Annotated in this window: 15 protein-coding genes; 5 read left to right on the top strand and 10 right to left on the bottom strand. The window is 29.8% G+C overall.

Going from position 1 to position 16,734, the window contains the following annotated elements; translation table 11 throughout:
• Positions 1 to 5: 5 nt before the first annotated feature.
• The 6 genes from GQR92_RS13275 to GQR92_RS13255 all read right to left on the bottom strand — a co-directional run bounded on the left by GQR92_RS13275 (position 6) and on the right by GQR92_RS13255 (position 7,753).
• On the bottom strand, positions 6 to 995 hold the full coding sequence (locus GQR92_RS13275) for a c-type heme family protein (protein ID WP_158840313.1): 990 nt from the start codon (positions 993 to 995) through the stop codon (positions 6 to 8).
• 52 nt (positions 996 to 1,047) lie between these two features.
• Positions 1,048 to 1,680 (bottom strand): Crp/Fnr family transcriptional regulator, encoded by a 633-nt coding sequence (locus GQR92_RS13270; RefSeq protein WP_158840311.1) that lies wholly within the window; start codon positions 1,678 to 1,680, stop codon positions 1,048 to 1,050.
• A 251-nt stretch (positions 1,681 to 1,931) separates the two neighbouring features.
• On the bottom strand, positions 1,932 to 2,063 hold the full coding sequence (locus GQR92_RS18135) for a hypothetical protein (RefSeq protein WP_302849581.1): 132 nt from the start codon (positions 2,061 to 2,063) through the stop codon (positions 1,932 to 1,934).
• A gap of 66 nt (positions 2,064 to 2,129) precedes the next feature.
• On the bottom strand, positions 2,130 to 3,449 hold the full coding sequence (locus GQR92_RS13265) for a TolC family protein (protein WP_158840309.1): 1,320 nt from the start codon (positions 3,447 to 3,449) through the stop codon (positions 2,130 to 2,132).
• The gene (locus GQR92_RS13260; RefSeq protein WP_158840307.1) at positions 3,436 to 6,636 is read right to left on the bottom strand and encodes an efflux RND transporter permease subunit; all 3,201 of its coding nucleotides are present in this window, start codon (positions 6,634 to 6,636) and stop codon (positions 3,436 to 3,438) included. Before GQR92_RS13260 ends, GQR92_RS13265 begins: the two co-directional genes overlap by 14 nt.
• Positions 6,637 to 6,640: 4 nt before the next feature.
• Positions 6,641 to 7,753, bottom strand: a complete 1,113-nt coding sequence (locus GQR92_RS13255; protein WP_158840305.1) for an efflux RND transporter periplasmic adaptor subunit — start codon at positions 7,751 to 7,753, stop codon at positions 6,641 to 6,643.
• 194 nt (positions 7,754 to 7,947) lie between these two features.
• Here GQR92_RS13255 and GQR92_RS13250 point away from each other — a divergent pair, with 194 nt between their 5' ends.
• The 4 genes from GQR92_RS13250 to GQR92_RS13235 all read left to right on the top strand — a co-directional run bounded on the left by GQR92_RS13250 (position 7,948) and on the right by GQR92_RS13235 (position 11,326).
• Positions 7,948 to 8,841, top strand: coding sequence for a metallophosphoesterase family protein (locus GQR92_RS13250; protein ID WP_158840303.1), 894 nt, complete (start codon positions 7,948 to 7,950; stop codon positions 8,839 to 8,841).
• 1 nt (position 8,842) lies between these two features.
• Positions 8,843 to 10,033 carry a peptidogalycan biosysnthesis protein gene (locus GQR92_RS13245; protein WP_233269862.1) on the top strand — a complete coding sequence of 397 codons (1,191 nt, stop codon included), beginning with the start codon at positions 8,843 to 8,845 and terminating at the stop codon, positions 10,031 to 10,033.
• The gene (locus GQR92_RS13240) at positions 10,020 to 10,886 is read left to right on the top strand and encodes an acyl-CoA thioesterase (protein WP_158840301.1); all 867 of its coding nucleotides are present in this window, start codon (positions 10,020 to 10,022) and stop codon (positions 10,884 to 10,886) included. The genes GQR92_RS13245 and GQR92_RS13240 overlap by 14 nt, the downstream gene beginning before the upstream one ends.
• Positions 10,887 to 10,972: 86 nt before the next feature.
• Positions 10,973 to 11,326, top strand: coding sequence for an SdpI family protein (locus GQR92_RS13235; RefSeq protein ID WP_158840299.1), 354 nt, complete (start codon positions 10,973 to 10,975; stop codon positions 11,324 to 11,326).
• Here the strand turns inward: GQR92_RS13235 and recO are convergent, their stop codons facing one another.
• The gene (recO, locus tag GQR92_RS13230) at positions 11,327 to 12,049 is read right to left on the bottom strand and encodes a DNA repair protein RecO (protein ID WP_158840297.1); all 723 of its coding nucleotides are present in this window, start codon (positions 12,047 to 12,049) and stop codon (positions 11,327 to 11,329) included.
• A 1-nt stretch (position 12,050) separates the two neighbouring features.
• Positions 12,051 to 14,411 carry a type IX secretion system anionic LPS delivery protein PorZ gene (gene porZ, locus GQR92_RS13225; RefSeq protein WP_158840295.1) on the bottom strand — a complete coding sequence of 787 codons (2,361 nt, stop codon included), beginning with the start codon at positions 14,409 to 14,411 and terminating at the stop codon, positions 12,051 to 12,053.
• Between the two features lie 230 nt (positions 14,412 to 14,641).
• On the opposite strand from porZ, the gene GQR92_RS13220 reads away from it, so the two are divergent.
• On the top strand, positions 14,642 to 15,115 hold the full coding sequence (locus GQR92_RS13220) for a CYTH domain-containing protein (RefSeq protein WP_158840293.1): 474 nt from the start codon (positions 14,642 to 14,644) through the stop codon (positions 15,113 to 15,115).
• Positions 15,116 to 15,117: 2 nt separating this feature from the next.
• On the opposite strand, the gene trhA is transcribed toward GQR92_RS13220, so the two are convergent.
• On the bottom strand, positions 15,118 to 15,756 hold the full coding sequence (gene trhA, locus GQR92_RS13215; RefSeq protein ID WP_158840291.1) for a PAQR family membrane homeostasis protein TrhA: 639 nt from the start codon (positions 15,754 to 15,756) through the stop codon (positions 15,118 to 15,120).
• Positions 15,753 to 16,439: a lysophospholipid acyltransferase family protein gene (locus GQR92_RS13210; protein ID WP_233269860.1), complete on the bottom strand. Its 687-nt coding sequence runs from the start codon at positions 16,437 to 16,439 to the stop codon at positions 15,753 to 15,755. Before GQR92_RS13210 ends, trhA begins: the two co-directional genes overlap by 4 nt.
• Positions 16,440 to 16,734 lie beyond the last annotated feature (295 nt).

Raw genomic sequence — 16,734 nt, 5'->3', positions numbered from 1 at the left:
GAATTTTATATTTGTTTATTAAAAGTAATACTCCAAATTCCTCTTACTTGATTTTCTTTATAACCAATCGCTAAGTCATTTGGATACAACTTATTTATTTGTGCTAAAGTAGTGTTTTTAATATCTGAAGTTGGTGTACCATGACATTGCAAACACATACTACTTGTTTTAATTGGATAATAAAAATTTACATTTTCTGCAGATTCAACAACAATCGGTTTAGACTCTTTATTTAATTGTGCCTCTTTTTTAAAAACAGTAATATATCCTTTCTCTAAACTGTTAGCTGTGTTGTTTACGTTTCTTGGTTTGTCTGAAACTCTTTTTATATTTGTTTTATACACTAAACACATACTATCTGTTAAAGGATACGCTTTTACATTACAAAATTTTAATGCTGCTAAGGTTCCTTTTTTTTGAATTGTACCCATTAAGTTTTTACCCAAAACACTTTTGGTAGCTAATGCATACTTTAATCCCTTTTCATTGTATGATAAGTTTTTTAAATTAGCACCTTGCAACGGCCCTTGCATTCCGTTTCCATTTCCTCTTCCATTTCCATGTTGTTGATTGTAATGCTCATCAAACCATACGGGTTTTTCTATTTCAGACTCAAACATATAATCTGCAATCTGCTGAATCGTTTCTTCTGGGAAAGCCTGTTTAGGCATCAAACCAAAACGTTGTACGGCACCATACATAATAGCGTTTTCTTTGGTCGGATTTTTAATCCAATTTTGCATCGATGCTATAAATGCAGCTTTTGTAGCATGTCCCATTAAATAACGTTTTTTAATGGCAATCATTGGTGGTGCAATTCGATTATCTTCTGGTGTTGTAGCATTATGGCAAACATAACAGTTTGTTTCCATTAACTTTTTACCAATATGTTCTTGTGTTTCTGAAACTGATTTTTTAGAATAAGAAGGAGACTTTTTAGCATCTTTACATCCAAAAATAAAAGCCACTGCTATAAATAAAGTTAAAAATTTCATCTATTTTTATTACAAAAATAGCATGTATTTTATTATTATTCAGTAACTAATGTTACAGTTCTAAGACTTTAATACTATTTCTAAAAAGTTTGATTTTATCCTCATTTTCTAATTTTTTTAGCAATCGAGATATAACAACTCTAGAGGTATGTAAATCTTCTGAAATTTCTTTATGTGTAACATTTAAAAGATCACTATGAGTAACCATAGCTTTGTCTTTTAAGTATTTAAAAAGACGTTCATCCATTTTTAAAAAAGCAATAGTATCTAAAGCTTCTAAAAGTTCATCCATCCTATTGTGATAGGTTTGTAAAATATAAGCCTGCCACGTTTTATATTTCCCCAACCATTCTGCCATTTTTTCTTTTGGCAACATAATCAACTCTACATTTGTTTCTGCAACTGCTCTAATTTTACTTTTAGTTTGCCCCATACAGCAAGAAAGGGTCATGGCACAAGTATCTCCTTTTTCTAAATAATATAAAACAATTTCATCTCCTTTTTCATCTTCTCTAAGAATTTTAATAGCACCCGAAATTAATAAAGGCATCGATTTTATATAATCTCCAACCTCAATAATAGTAACATCTTCTTTAAAATCTTTAGAAATTCCTAATTCTTGAATTTCTAAAATTAATTCTTTCTCAAAAAGGTATCCAAAATTACTTTCTAACGTACTTATCATTATTACTTGTTTTTTCAACTATAAAAATAATGAAATGAATTTTATTGCAACCATAAAAGCCCGAGATTAACTCAGGCTTATATAAAAACTTTAATACCAAACTAGCATTAAAATGTGGCATATAATTATGTTTCTTTTTCGTCCATATTTCAATATAAAATAGAAACGTAATCAAACTACGCTAATATTTTCTGAACAAAAAATAATTCAAATTATTTATACAACATTTTAAAATTAATTTGTTATAAGATCTATTTTGCTTTTTTATCTGTGGTCATCAATAAATAAACAGCTACAACCAAACCTATAACAACCAGTGCAAAAACACCAATCATGACTGTACCGTTAACCCAAGAGACCTGTGGTATATTCAAAAAATTCATATTCGTCTAATTTTAAATCCAAAATTAATATATAAGGATAAATTAACATATGATTAAAATCAGTTTTTAAAACTGCTCATTTAAAATATCTCCACTTAATTGTAGCAACTGTAATTCTATTAATTTTGCATCAAACTTAGCATTGTTAAATGCCGTTTTAGAGTTGATAAAATTAATCTGAGCTTGTCTAAATTCTATAGAAGTAACTTGACCTAATTTGTATCGTTCTTTGGTTCTCTCAAAGTTATTTTGAGTAGTTAAAACGTTTTTTTCTTGTGCTTTTAAAATAAATAATTGGTTCTGATAATTCTCCCAAGTATTTTTTAAATTATTATCAATCGTTAGTTTTTGCTGCTCTAGTAAAACTTGCTGATTTTCTAAAGCAATTTTAGCATTTGCAACATTGGTTTTTGTACTTCCACCGTCAAACAAACTCCATGATAAACTTAAACCAGCATTTAACCCATTAGAAGTAGATGCTGCTAAAAAAGAAGTTTCTGGGTTTTCACTTTTGTTCCATCCATAAGAAGTATTTAAACCTAAAGATGGTAAGTAATTTGCTTTGTTTATTTTGATGTTAAACTCGCTAATAGCCACATTTTTTTCGTTCTGTTTTAAGGTAGCATTGTTAGCAATTGTTTTTTGTTGAAGTTCATCAAAATTCATCATTTTAACAAACTCAACCTCTGTATCTACTTCATAATTCACTTCTTTCTCAACCCCTAAAATCACATTTAAACCACGTTTTACATTGCTTAATTGTTGGTTGGCATTTATTAGAGTAATACTATCATTATTAACATCTACCTCAGCATTTAACAACTCTAATTTGGTAGATTGCCCATATTCATATTGATATTTGGCACGTTGTAATCTTTGTTTAGAAATAGCTAAAGCTTCGTTTAAATTTGCCTGATTTTCAGAAAATCTAGCAATTTGAAAATACGTTGTAAATAACTGTAAATAGGTGTTTTCTATAGTTTCTCTAGCTTGTAATTCTGTTAAATTATACGTTTCTTTTAATTGTTGATAATTGTATTTTCTACCTAAACCATCAAAAAGCGTATAATTTAAACCTATTGAGGCATTATACGATTTTGTAACCGCACCATCTATACTTGTAGAAGTACCATCTTGACGAGAAATTGTTTGATTGTTATTACTATAATTTGCGCCAGAAGAAATAGAAGCTGTTGGCAAAAAACCAGTATTATAAATACTTTTATTGTTTTTTGCAACTTCTAAATTATTGTTCGCAATTTTAATTCCGAAGTTATTTTCTAACGTAATTTCTAGTGCTTCTTTTTTGCTTAAAATCTCTTGCGAGATTCCTTGTAAAGTCGATAAAAATCCGACTATTAATATGGTGTTTCTAATGATCTTCATTTTCGTCAAATTTAGATTCTATAATAGCTCTTTCTACTTCTTCTTTCGTTACTTTTTCTCCTGTTTTTAACCACTTTATGCCCACTTTTATAGAATTGGAAACAGACAGTAACAATGGCAACATCACCAAGGTTAAAATAGTTGCAACCGCTATTCCGTAAGAAATAGAAATTGCCATCGGAATTAAAAATTGGGCTTGCCTACTTTTTTCTAACATTAAAGGTGCTAAACCTGCCACAGTAGTTAAAGAGGTTAAGAAAATTGCTCTAAAACGAGATTGACCTGCCAAAATTAATGCATCATCAAACAACATGCCTTCTTTTAAATAACTGTTAAACTTCCCTATTAAAACCAAGCCATCATTTACCATAATACCCACCAAGGCAATAATACCTAACCAAGATAAAATATTGATAGAAAAATCGTGAATAAAATGCCCCCAAACAACACCAATCATACTAAAAGGAATCATTAAAAGCAATAAAATTGGCTGACTGTAAGATCTAAATGTAAACGCAATTACAATATAAATTAAGGCCAAAATTATCCATTTTAACCATTCTAAAGAATCTACCGTTTTATTAGCTTCTCTATTTTGACCTTCGTAAAGTGGCGTTACAGAATGATATTTAGAAATAATTTGTGGAACAACACGTGTTTTAATATCATCTAAAATTTCTGTAGCACTTTCTTTAGCATCTTTTAAATCTGCAGAAACTTGAATTTCTCTTTGACCATTTAAGTGATTAATGGCAATGTCTCCTCTTCTAATTTCGTAAGTTCCAATTTCAGAAAACGGAATTCTTGTTCCATTTGGAGTAACAATACGCATATCATCTAAATCCTTTATTGAAGATCTGTCTTCTTTATTGTAACGTACCCAAACTTTAATTTCATCTTGACCACGCTGAAAACGTTGCGCCTGAAACCCGAAGAAACCATTACGTATTTGCGCCATTACAGACTGTAAGTTTAAGCCTAATACATATGCATTATCTTTTAAAGAAATATTTACCTCTTTTATGCCTGCAGGATCATTGTCTGAAATATCCTTTAAAAGCGGATTGTTTTCTAACACTAATTTTAGTTCAGCTTTTGCTGCTTTTAGCTCTTCAATATTATTTCCTAATAAAGAAACTGCAACAGGACTTCCTCCAAAGTTTCCTCCAGAACCAAAAATTAGGCTTTCTACTCCATATACTTTTCCTACTTTTTCTCTAATAGAATTTGTTATTTCTGGAGAAGAAAATTCTCTGCTTTCTCCTGCTAATAAATTAATACTTAAGGTTGCATTTGCACTTCCTGGACCAACCCTTTTTATTACATTCTGAACAACTTGCTCATCTCCAGATTGCTTTGCAGTGTATTCTTTATTTACCAACCAAACTTTTTCTTCTATAGATGAAATTATAGAATCTGTAATTGTTTCGTTTGTACCTTGTGGCATGTTTAAAGTTACCTGAATTTTATCACTTGCTACAGAAGGGAAAAAAGAAGTTCTAACAATACCGCCACCAATAGAGGTTAAACTAAAAATTAGTAAAGCAATAGGAATTGAAAAAGAAAATATTTTATTTTTTAAAGAAAACTTTAAAAAAGGAACATAGAATTTTTCATTTACCTTAGTTAAAGCTCCGTCTGCAAATCTATTTACCTTATTAAAAAAGGCATCAATTCTATTCATTTTAGCTTCTGCTCCTTCTTCTAATCGCTTTCTATCTAAAGCCTTAGAATGCGCAATATGTGCAGGTAAAATAACCAACGCTTCAATTAATGAAACACTTAGTGTTAAAAGTACAATTGTAGAGACTTCACTAAAGAAATTACCGATTCTTCCATCAACAAAAAACAACGTAGAAAATGCAATAATAGTTGTTAGAATTGCTGAAACAATTGGCGGAATTACTTCCATTGTACCATCTATCGCTGCCTGAATTTTGGTTTTTCCTAAATCGTAATAATGGTGATAAATATTTTCTCCAATTACAATTCCATCATCCACCAAAATACCGATTACGATAATCATCCCAAAAAGAGATAAAATATTAATGGTAACATCAAACTGAGCCGCTAAAATAAACATTCCTAAAAATGCTACTGGCAAACCAAAGGCTACCCAAATTGCCAAACGTAAGTTTAAAAAGAGTGCTAGAAAAAACAAAACCAATAAAATACCAACTACTCCATTTTCTATTAGAAGCATGGTTCTTCCTTGTAATGTTACACTTCTATCATCTGTAATATCTAAGTGTATGTTTTGGTTTTGCTGATTAAATTTATCAATATAAACCTTTATTTTATCTGCTGATGAAAGCAAATCTTCATTATTGGTATTACTAATAGAAATATCAATTGCCAAATTGCCATTGTAATACAATCTATCTGGAGTTTCCGACCACGTATCTTTAACCTCTGCAATATCTTTTAAACGGATAATATGTCCGTTTGTTTCTGTTCTTACAATTAGATTTTGTATTTCTACTCCGTAATAAGAACGGTTACTTGCTCTAATTAAATAATCTTCTTGTGCCGTTTTAATATTACCACCCGTAATTAAAAGGTTAGAGTTTTGGATTGCTTTTGCTACTTCTGCGAAGGATAAATTAAAAGCACGTAAATCGTTTTCCTTAACCGCTATTTCTATTTCTTCGTCTGGAAAACCAGAAATGGTAACTTGAGAAATTCCTTCAATACCTCTAATATCGTTTTCTATATTTCTAGCATATTGTTTTAAAGATTTTAGCGGAATATTATCTCCACTTACTGTAAAACTAATGGTTGGTCTTATACTTTCTACTTTAGCTATTACAGCCGGCTCCATACCAGACGGAAAAGACGGAACTCTATCTACCGCATTTTTTACATCTGTTAAAACAACATCTATATCTTTCCCTTTTTCTACCTCTATTCTTACAGTTGCTGCGTTTTCTCTAGAAACAGACGTTACACGCTCTACGCCTACAATTCCTTTTAAATTGTCTTCAATTTTTAATACAACACCTTCTTCCATTTCTTGAGGTGAAGCTCCAGGATACGCTAAAGAAATGTTTATTAATTCTGAATCTGTTAATGGAAAGAAAGACGATTTCATACTAAAAGCGCCCACTAAACCAAAAGCTACAAATGCTATAATAAATACATTTACAGCAACAGGATATTTAATAAAATATGTAATTAATTTTCTCATCTAATTACTTCTTATTAATTTTTACAATCATACCATCAAAAGCACCAGGTAGCAGTTGTGTTAATATTTTCTGATTGTTTTTCAATCCTTTAACAACCACTTTTTCATCACCAAAATAAACAGGATTAACGTTTACTAAAGATAAAACACTATCGTTTTTAACAGTATAAATAGCTTTATTGTCTACCAATAATTTTCTAGAAATTTCAATAGCTTCCTTTTCTGATTTAGCAACCAAGTCTGCTTCTAAAAACATACCTTCTTTTAAATCTTTATCAGAAACATCTACAAAGGCCTTTATGGTTTGCGATACTTGGTCTACTTTACCATTTACACGAACTACTTTACCAACGTATTTTTTTGTTTTTTCTAAATTAGAAAGTGCTACAGAATTACCAATTTTTAATAAATCTGCAAATTTAGAATTTACAGAAACTTCCATTTCATAAACGCTTGGGTCTATAAACTCTCCTAATTTTTGCCCTACTCTTACTAAAGCACCAGGGCTAACCAATGCTTCTGTTAAGATTCCTGTAAAAGGAGCTCTAATTTGATATTTAAACAAACGAACTTCTAAATTCTTAACATTGTAATAAGCTGTTAAAATTCCTCTACCAGAAATAAAATACTTTTCTTTATCTGTAGAAAATTCAGGAAGTTTAGGCGTTGTTTTATTCATATCAAAACCTTTAACATAAGTTTCCCATTTTGTAAATGCTACAGGATAATCTAAACGTAAATCTGGTAGAATTGCAGTAATTAAATTATTTAAATTACTTTTCTGAGATTGTAAACTTGCGTAAAACTCATCGCTATTAATACTTAACAAAGTTGCACCTCTACTATAGTTTGTACCGGCTTTAAATAACTTGTTAGATGCTTTTAAAACACCAGAAACTTCAGAATATATTTCTATTTTATTCTTTGCTATTAAAGTACCACTTGCTGTTAAAATAATAGGAATGTCTTTATTAGCAACGTTTTCTACAAAAACAGTTTTTATTTGTTTACTGAATTTTGGTTTTGGTTTCTGATTTTTATCAATAAGGTATTTACCTAAAAAAATGGCTCCTACAATCGTTAAAATTCCTAGAATGGCTAGAATTGTTTTTCTCATAATTGGTTAATTGTACTTTTATATTGATACTTAAAAAGTATTGCGTTTTTGCAAATATAGTTTTATGACGCACAGTACCTTAAAGAGTTAACATTTAAGAATGTTAAAGAAACGTTATAATTAATGATTTTTACCCTGAAATTTATAGAACCACTTTTTTTTAGCATCTTTATATCTTCAAAAAACAAATAAAGATGTCTTCTAACTTTAGAATTTCTCGTGCTTTTAAAAATGCGAAAAGAATTTGTTTTAATGCAGATTCTAAATACGTGCTTTTTAGTGATTCTCATAGAGGAGACAATGGTTTTGCTGATGATTTTGCGCACAACCGAAACATGTTTAAACATGCTTTAGAATATTATTACAACAACGATTTTACGTATATAGAATTGGGTGATGGTGATGAATTATGGGAAAATAGAAACTTTTCGAAGATCTTTAAAGCCAATAAACACATTTATTTATGGCTTAAAAAATTTCATGATAATAACCGGTTGCATTTCATTTGGGGAAATCACGACATGAAATATAAAAACCCTACTGCAATTCGTAAAAACCTACATTATTATTACGACTCTGTAACAAATTCTAAGAAAGAGCTACTAATAGGTGCAACGTTCTCTGAAGCAATTGTTTTAGAAGATGAAAATTCTGGGAAGAAGATTTTTCTATTACATGGGCATCAAGCAGATTGGTTTAATTATGTTTTTTGGCGATTTAGTAGTTTCTTAGTAAAAGTACTTTGGAAACCTTTACAAATTTTAGGTTTTTCAGACCCAACAAGTCCTGCTCAGAACTTTAAAGAGCGTATTAAAGTAGAACAGAAATTAGAAAAATGGATTCAAGAAAACAATAATCAAATGATGATTACTGGTCATACACACAGACCTCGTTTTCCTGATAAAAATGAAATTCCTTTTTTTAATGATGGAAGCTGTGTGCACCCTAGATCTATTACAGGTATAGAAATTGAAAACAATGAAATCTGCCTTATAAAATGGCATATTATAACTTTAAAAAACGGAACTTTGCAAATAAAGAGAACCCTTTTAGAAGGGCCAGAAAACTTAAAACATTACATGAATTAATTTGATTTGTTGTACAAACACAAATACCGCATTATTTTTCTCTTCTATAGATAAAATTCCTTCCAAAATATGGAAAGCATTAGGTTGTACAAAAAACAGTTATTTTCATCCAGATTTTTTAAAATCGTTAGAAAAAAATCATCAAAAAATAACCTTTTCTTATATTGTTCTAGTTGATGATAAAAACCAACCAATTGCTTTTGCTAGCTTAAAAATTATTGATTTCGAATTAAATTCAATTAAAAACGATTTTAAGCTTTTAAAAGATATTGGCAGAAAACTACATGTATTTCCAGACAAGAAACCTTTAAAACTATTAATCTGCGGAAACACCTTTATAAGTGGAGAACACGGTGTTTTTATAAAGGAAAATCAAGATAAAAAAGCCATTATAAAAGAATTAGCAAAGAGCATTAATCATTTTGTAAATTCTGATAAAAAACTAAAAAAACAAATTGATGCCTTCTTACTTAAAGATTTTGCCAAAGAGTCTTTGTTTATTTCTGATGAATTAAAAAATTTTGGTTATCATCGGTTTTCTGTAGAACCAAACATGAAACTAGAAATTCATGAAAATTGGCAGAATTTTGATGATTACTTAGCTTCGATGAAAACGAAATTTAGAGTAAAAGCTAAAAAAGCATTTAAGCAAAGTGTACATATTTGTATTGAAGAAGTAACTTTAATAAACATAGAAGAACAATTGCCTAAAATGACCGCTTTGTATGAAAAAGTTGCATCTAATGCTGGTTTTAATTTAGGTAATTTTAATTTAAAAACTTATAAAGATTTAAAAGAAAAATTTGGAGAAAATTACATTCTAAAATCTTATCATCTAGAGGGTAAACTTATAGGTTTTATTTCTGGTATTATCAATCAAAATTCTTTGGATGCACATTTTGTAGGCATCGATTATCAACTAAATAGAGAACATGCTATTTACCAAAGAATGCTGTACGATTACATAGAAATTGCCATCAACAAAAACCTGAAAATTTTAAATTTCGGTAGAACCGCTAGCGAGATAAAAAGTTCTGTTGGTGCAGTTCCACAAGATTTAACCATGTATTTTCGTCACAAGAAAACTATTAAAAACAAAATTTTAAAGTTATTTTTGCAAAGAATTCAACCAACGCCATTTCAACAAAAACTTCCTTTTAAAACTGTAGAAACAAAGCATGAAAAACACTAAAGAATTAATTACCCTATTAGACTTAAAAGATTCTGGAAATCATAACTTTAGTGGAAACAGTGTAACCATTGGAAGTCCACATGTTTTTGGCGGACAAGTATTAGCACAAGCAGTAAATGCTGCCTATAAAACAATACCACAAGATAGAATTTTACACTCTTTACATGCATATTTTTTAGAAGCAGGAGATTTAACAATTCCTATAAATTACCTTGTAAAAGAAGTTAGAAACGGAGGTAGTTTTTCTACAAGAAGAGTTACAGCTAGTCAGAATGATAAAACTATTTTTATTCTAGCAGCTTCATTTCATAAAAAAGAAGAAGGTTTTGAGCATCAAGTAGCATTTGATTCCAATATAAAACAACCAGAAAAGTTGTTAAGTTGGGATGATATATTAGAAAAATTTGGTGATTTTTTACCAAAATCTATGAAGTACTTTTTAAGTATAGAAAGACCCATAGAGTTTAAACCTGTTAGAATCCCCAATCCTTTACAACCCGAAGATTTACCACCAACAGAACAAGTTTGGTTTCGTTTAAAAGGAGAAAAACAAGATTTAGATTTTAGAACAAAACAAGAAATTCTTACTTATATTTCTGATTATAACATACTAAATCCGGCCTTTAACCCCAATGCAAGTAATCATAATTTTGGAAACACTCAAACTGCTAGTTTAGATCATTCTATGTGGTTTTTTAGAGATTTTGACTTTGATGATTGGATGTTATATACAGTAGAATCTCCAAATGCTTTTGGAGCAAGAGGCTTATCTAAAGGAAATATATTTACAAGAGATGGTAAATTAATAGCTTCTGTAACACAAGAAGGCCTGTTAAGACCGATGAAAAAGTAAGCAGTAAGCAGTAAGCAGTAAGCAGTAAGCAGTAAGCAGTAAGCAGTAAGCAGTAAGCAGTAAGCAAAATTAAAAAATTATAACAGATGAATCCCTTTACCTATATTTTAACCACAAACGGTTTACTTTTTTTATTGAGTATTATTTTCTGGAAATTTCCACCAAAAAAAATAAACAATTGGTACGGTTACAGAACTCCCAAAGCAACGCTAAACCAACAAATTTGGGATTTTGCAAATAGTATATTTAATAAAAACTTAGTTATTTACGCAGGAATTTCTTTTCTAGGTGGTTTGATTTTTGCAAATTTTGCAACTCAAGAATTAACTTGGCAACCAATGGTTTTGGTAATATTATCTGTTATAGTAAGTGTTATAAAAACAGAAAGAGCATTAAATGATAATTTTACCGAAGAAGGTAAAAAGAAGAAGATTAAATAATTAACTAAAAACGGTTTCTAAAATTTGTAATGATTTAGGTTTCCTAAAACCATCTAAATGCAACTCGAAATATTGAATTATTATTTTTAATACTATTTGTCTTTCTTGTTTACCAAAAGACACGTTTTCTATTGCATCAAAATTGATGTCTAACAGCTTTTTAAATTGATAATAACTGTTTCCAGAAATAATATTTTTATATGGAGTTAAATCTGTAAAATTTCCTTCAACCAAATCAAATCCTAATTTATCACTTTCAGACAAGTCTGGATAAAAGCCTAGAAAACGAGTTAAATTCAATAAAAATAACAAGTGAAAATTTGAAATTTTATCATGTAGATCTAACCAGATAAGTCCAGATTCTAAATACTCAAAAAGTTCTTCATTTTTTTCTTCTTCTTTTATCGCATAAGATAAAACTTCAGATAAAAACATAACTACAGATTGTTTTACAATATCTTTATAAATGGTTTGATATGGATTAGAAATTTGAACCTCTTTAATAGAGTTTAAATTTCCTTTATTGTTATGGCTTGCAACAATAATTAACTGTGTTAGAGGTTGAAAATAAGCCGCTTTTAGCCCACCTTTTTTTGCTTTTAAAATCCCTCTAATTAAATATGATTTTACACCTTCTTCTTCCGTATAACATTTTACTATTAAACTAGAATCGCCATATTTTAAAGAGCTTAAAATAATTGCTTTAGTTGTTACAACTGCCATCTTAATTTACAATTGCAATTTTTGTAACCGCTGTTTCAGAAGCATCATCATTAGAGAGTAAAACAATATAAATACCAGAAGCCACTTTAGTACCCACAAGATTTTTTTTATTCCAAACTACTTTTCCTCCTTGCAATTCTTGCCCTTCTACAACATTAGATTCATATACTAAATTACCAGCAACATCTATTATCTTTACGTTGGTTCCTTTTGGTAAATGAGTTCCGTTTCTACCATCAATTGTAACTGTTTCATGGTTTTTTAATGCAGGGTTAGGATACGCATAAACAGCTCCTAAAACATCGCCAAAAGGCGCTACTCTACTATTGTAAACAACAATCCCTTTATTGGTGGCAAAATATACTTTACCTGTACTATTGTCTACTGCTATTTTTACAATTTTATTAGAAGGTAATGGCGAGTTTTGCATGCTAAAATTTGCCAAAGTTGTTTGTCCGTTAGAGTTTGTATAAATAACACCTCCATTATCTGTACCAAACCATTTATTTTCTGCGCCATCAACCACTATAGAATTAATGGTTTGGTCTCCTAAGAGTCTTTCTCCAAAACCTTCATCATTTCCATTAATAACTACCGTACTTGCATTTGGCGTTGCATCATCAAAAACTCCAGATGCATTATTATACATTACCAAGCCAGATTTAGTACCCAACCAAACCCTATTATTACCGTCTACAGCAACTGTTCTTACATTTATATCTGGAAGGTTTCCTAAGTTAGGTGTTGCAATTAGAGCTTTTTTTCTATTTCCGTTTTCATTAAAAACATACACACCGTTTGCTCTAGAGCCATACCAAAGACTATTGTTTCTGTCTACCACAATCTCACTTAAACCAAATCCAGCACTAGTTTCTACAGGTTTCATATCAAAACTAGACCATTGTCCGGTGGCAGATAGTTTCTTTAATTCGTTACCTAAACCAATATTTGTTACCCATAAATTTCCTTGAGAATCAAAAACAGTTGTACTTACCCTTACGGTAACTCTATTTAGTTCTCCTAAAGCAATATCTTCTAATGGACTATTTAAATGATTATAGAATGTTTTAATTTCATCGTTTTCTACCACTAACAAACCACCAGTAGAAACACTATTAATATCACCTGTATCTCCAAAAGAACTTATATACACTCTATTTTCTGCATTAGGGTCTATAGAAACATGGTTTAAATCTATTACAGGAAAATTTGGATTAAATTTAGTGTTTATCCAATTTTCGCCATTAAAATGACTAAACCCTTTTCTATTCTGAATTGGTGTATACGTACCATCATAACCACCATAAACAACCCACACATTATCATTATTAGCAGCTATAGAAAAGGCATCATTAAACAGTGGTCCTTCTGGATGAACTTCTTTAAAACTTGTTAATTGACTTGATGTTGTACTTAAAACACCAAACTCTTTGGTCCCTAAAAAAATAGTATCATTTTCAAAAAAAGAAGCATTTAATGTAAAGTTGGTTTCCGTATTTGCAGTAACCCTTAACATTTCATTCATTGCTAAATCTAAAACAATAGCTGTATTATTTAATGTTAAAGACAAATTAGAATCAGACGCTTTTATAGTTGTAATAATATCTTCAGAAAAAGTTTGTTTTGGCGTTAGTACACTTCCATTTAAACCAAATAAAGTGGTGTTTTTTTGACTACCTATTAAAAAACTTTCTACTACATATAATTGATTACTTAGCAATGTAATTTGTATAAAATATCTGCCAGAAAACTGCTGTTGCCAATTATTAAAATCAATCAACAAATTACTGGTTACATCTGCCTTAAAAATACCTGTATCTGTAGCGGCATATATAAACCCATTAAAAACTACTGTTTGGTTTACTACTAAAGAACTAGAGCCATCTCCAATAAAATAGGTGTCACCAAATTCTAATCTATCAATATCATAAACAACAATACCAAAAGGTGTTGCTAAGTATAAATTGTTATTAAATTCTGTTATATGGTTTATACTCTTTTCTCCAAATTGATTAAAACTTACAATATCCGATGAAATCGTTATTTGCCCGTCATTATCTACAACCTCTACCAAGCCATTCTCATAACCAATTACAAGCCTTTTAAAGGCACTGCTATAATGAATAGAACTTGTTGTTTCTCCAGACAAACCCTGTACAGAAGACAACTTATTAATTTCTTCTGATGTTACATCATACGTAAAAACGGCATTATCTGCCAAGGCATAAATTACATCGTCTACCTTAACAAAATCTTTTACATTGTTGTAAGAATAAAAGTCTTCCCAAGAATCGCTATAATCTGTTTGTGCAGAATAGAATACTGTAAAAAATAATATATAGAGTGAAAAGAGTTTTTTCATTGTTTTAATTTGATATTTCAAAGATATTTCTTTTTTATTATAAAACGTAAACATGCTGCTACTTAGTATGACTTTAAAAAAATTATAAACTTGTTTATAGAAAATGTATTCAAAGTATTTTACGAGCTTTCAGTTTATCAAAAAGAAGTATTTTTGTATAAATTGTTAAAAGTAAATTATAATGCGTCTCTTATAGGTACTTCATTTAAAACAAAAATCAAAGAAAATTTATGAGCTTAGAAATAGAAAGAAAATTTTTAGTAAAAAACGATGCTTTTAAAAGTGATAGTTACGCACAAAAAAGCATTAAACAAGGCTATTTAAATTCTGATAAAAGCAGAACAGTACGCATTAGAATTGCCGACGATAAAGCTTATATAACAATTAAAGGACAATCTAATATTTCTGGAACTACACGTTTTGAGTGGGAAAAAGAGATTGACAAAAACGAAGCAGAAAATTTACTTTTATTGTGCGAACCTAGCATTATTGATAAAACCAGATATTTGGTTAAAGTTGGTCCGCATACTTTTGAGGTTGATGAATTTTATGGTGATAACAACGGTTTAGTGGTTGCAGAAGTAGAATTAAACTCAGAAAACGAAGCATTTACCAAACCAAAATGGTTAGACAAAGAAGTAACTGGTGATGTAAAATACTACAATTCTAGCATTAGTAAACATCCTTTTAAAGACTGGGTATAAAACTATAAGTAATAGATTGCCAAAAAGTGACATAAGCTACCCAATAATACAAACACATGAAAAGTAGCATGGTTATATGGCATTTTTTTTATAGAATACAAAATGGCTCCTATTGTATAAAAAACACCTCCTGCAATTAATAAATTAAAACCAAAACTGGTTAACGCACTCATTAATGGTTTTATAAAAAACACTACTTGCCACCCCATTAAAAGATACATTGCTGTAGAGAGTTTATCGTACTTTCCTGTAAAAAACAACTTTAAAATAACACCTGTTAAAGCAAAAACCCAAACAGCAATAAACATATACCAACCTAAATTAGAATGCAAACCGACCAAGCAAAAAGGGGTATAACTACCAGCAATTAAGACATAAATAGCCGCATGATCAAAAATATTTAAACGTCTTCTTTTCTTCGGATTTTTTGCTGCATGATAAAAAGTTGAAGCTGCGTACAAAATTATTAAACTCAACCCATAAATTACAAAACTAGTAATATCCCAAAAGTTAGCATACGTGCTTGCTTTTATCAATAAAAAAGGAAAAACTAAAATACTTGCAAGCAAACCAAAACCATGAGACCAAACATTTAATCGCTCTTCTAACTCTGAGTATCCATGATTTAATTTTTCGCTCATTTTTTTCTATTTGTATCTTTCATATATTTTGTATCATTTACCAAGTCGTTGTAAATAATATCAAATGTCTTATCTTTTAAAGCATTCTTTTTAGCAACAGGCAATCCTTTTGTTAAAATAAATTTATGTTGGTGCACTCTAAGTGTGCCGAAACCTCCTTTTAAAATATCCCAAGAAAACAACCGTTTACAATCATAATAAACCTGAGGTACAATTGGCATTTCAAATTCTACAGCCAAACTAAAAGCTCCTTTTTTAAAGGGTGCCAAAACTACTTCTTCCTCTGGCACTAATCCTTCAGGAAAAATAGCCATACTTACGCCATTTTGCAATTTCTTTTTTGCCATTCTATAGACCTTTCTTCTACTTTCTGGATTTGTTCTATCTACCATAATAACAGTTCTTTTATAAAAAAAACCAAATACAGGTATTTTAGCCAACTCTTGTTTACCAACAAATACTATTGGGTTTTTACTTAAAACGATTAACACAAATGGGTCCATCAAAGAAGTATGATTCGGGCAAAACATATAACTTTTGTTGGGCTCAATTTCTTCATCTAATTGAATGTCTAACCGAAACCCCATACCGTAAATGAGTATTTTAGACCAAATTCTAATTAGTTTCCAAAACAAGTGATAAGAATCTTCTTTTATTGTAAAAACAAATAATAAAGGAGACATTAATAGCACAGTTGTAAACATTAAAATGTAGAACCACAAGCGCCAAATTAAAAGAAAAGGGATTTTGATATACTTCACAATATTCATAAACGTTTAATAGTATCTTTAAGTATCTATCATTAAAAAGAATAAAATTGAGACTGTAAATAGCGCTCTACAAACAAAAATACTAATATTCTTTTGTTTGATTGGTTTTCTTAAACAAAACCTTATTTTTGTCGTCGAAGATGTTTTTTGAATCTCTCTCAAATATTATTTACTTTTTTGATACGTTTCAAATACCTTTTTTTTAAAA

The organism is Polaribacter sp. L3A8, from assembly GCF_009796785.1.
Taxonomy (GTDB): Bacteria; Bacteroidota; Bacteroidia; order Flavobacteriales; family Flavobacteriaceae; genus Polaribacter.
The sequence above is the reverse complement of the archived record's forward strand: the minus strand, read 5'-3'. Positions and strand labels throughout refer to the sequence as shown.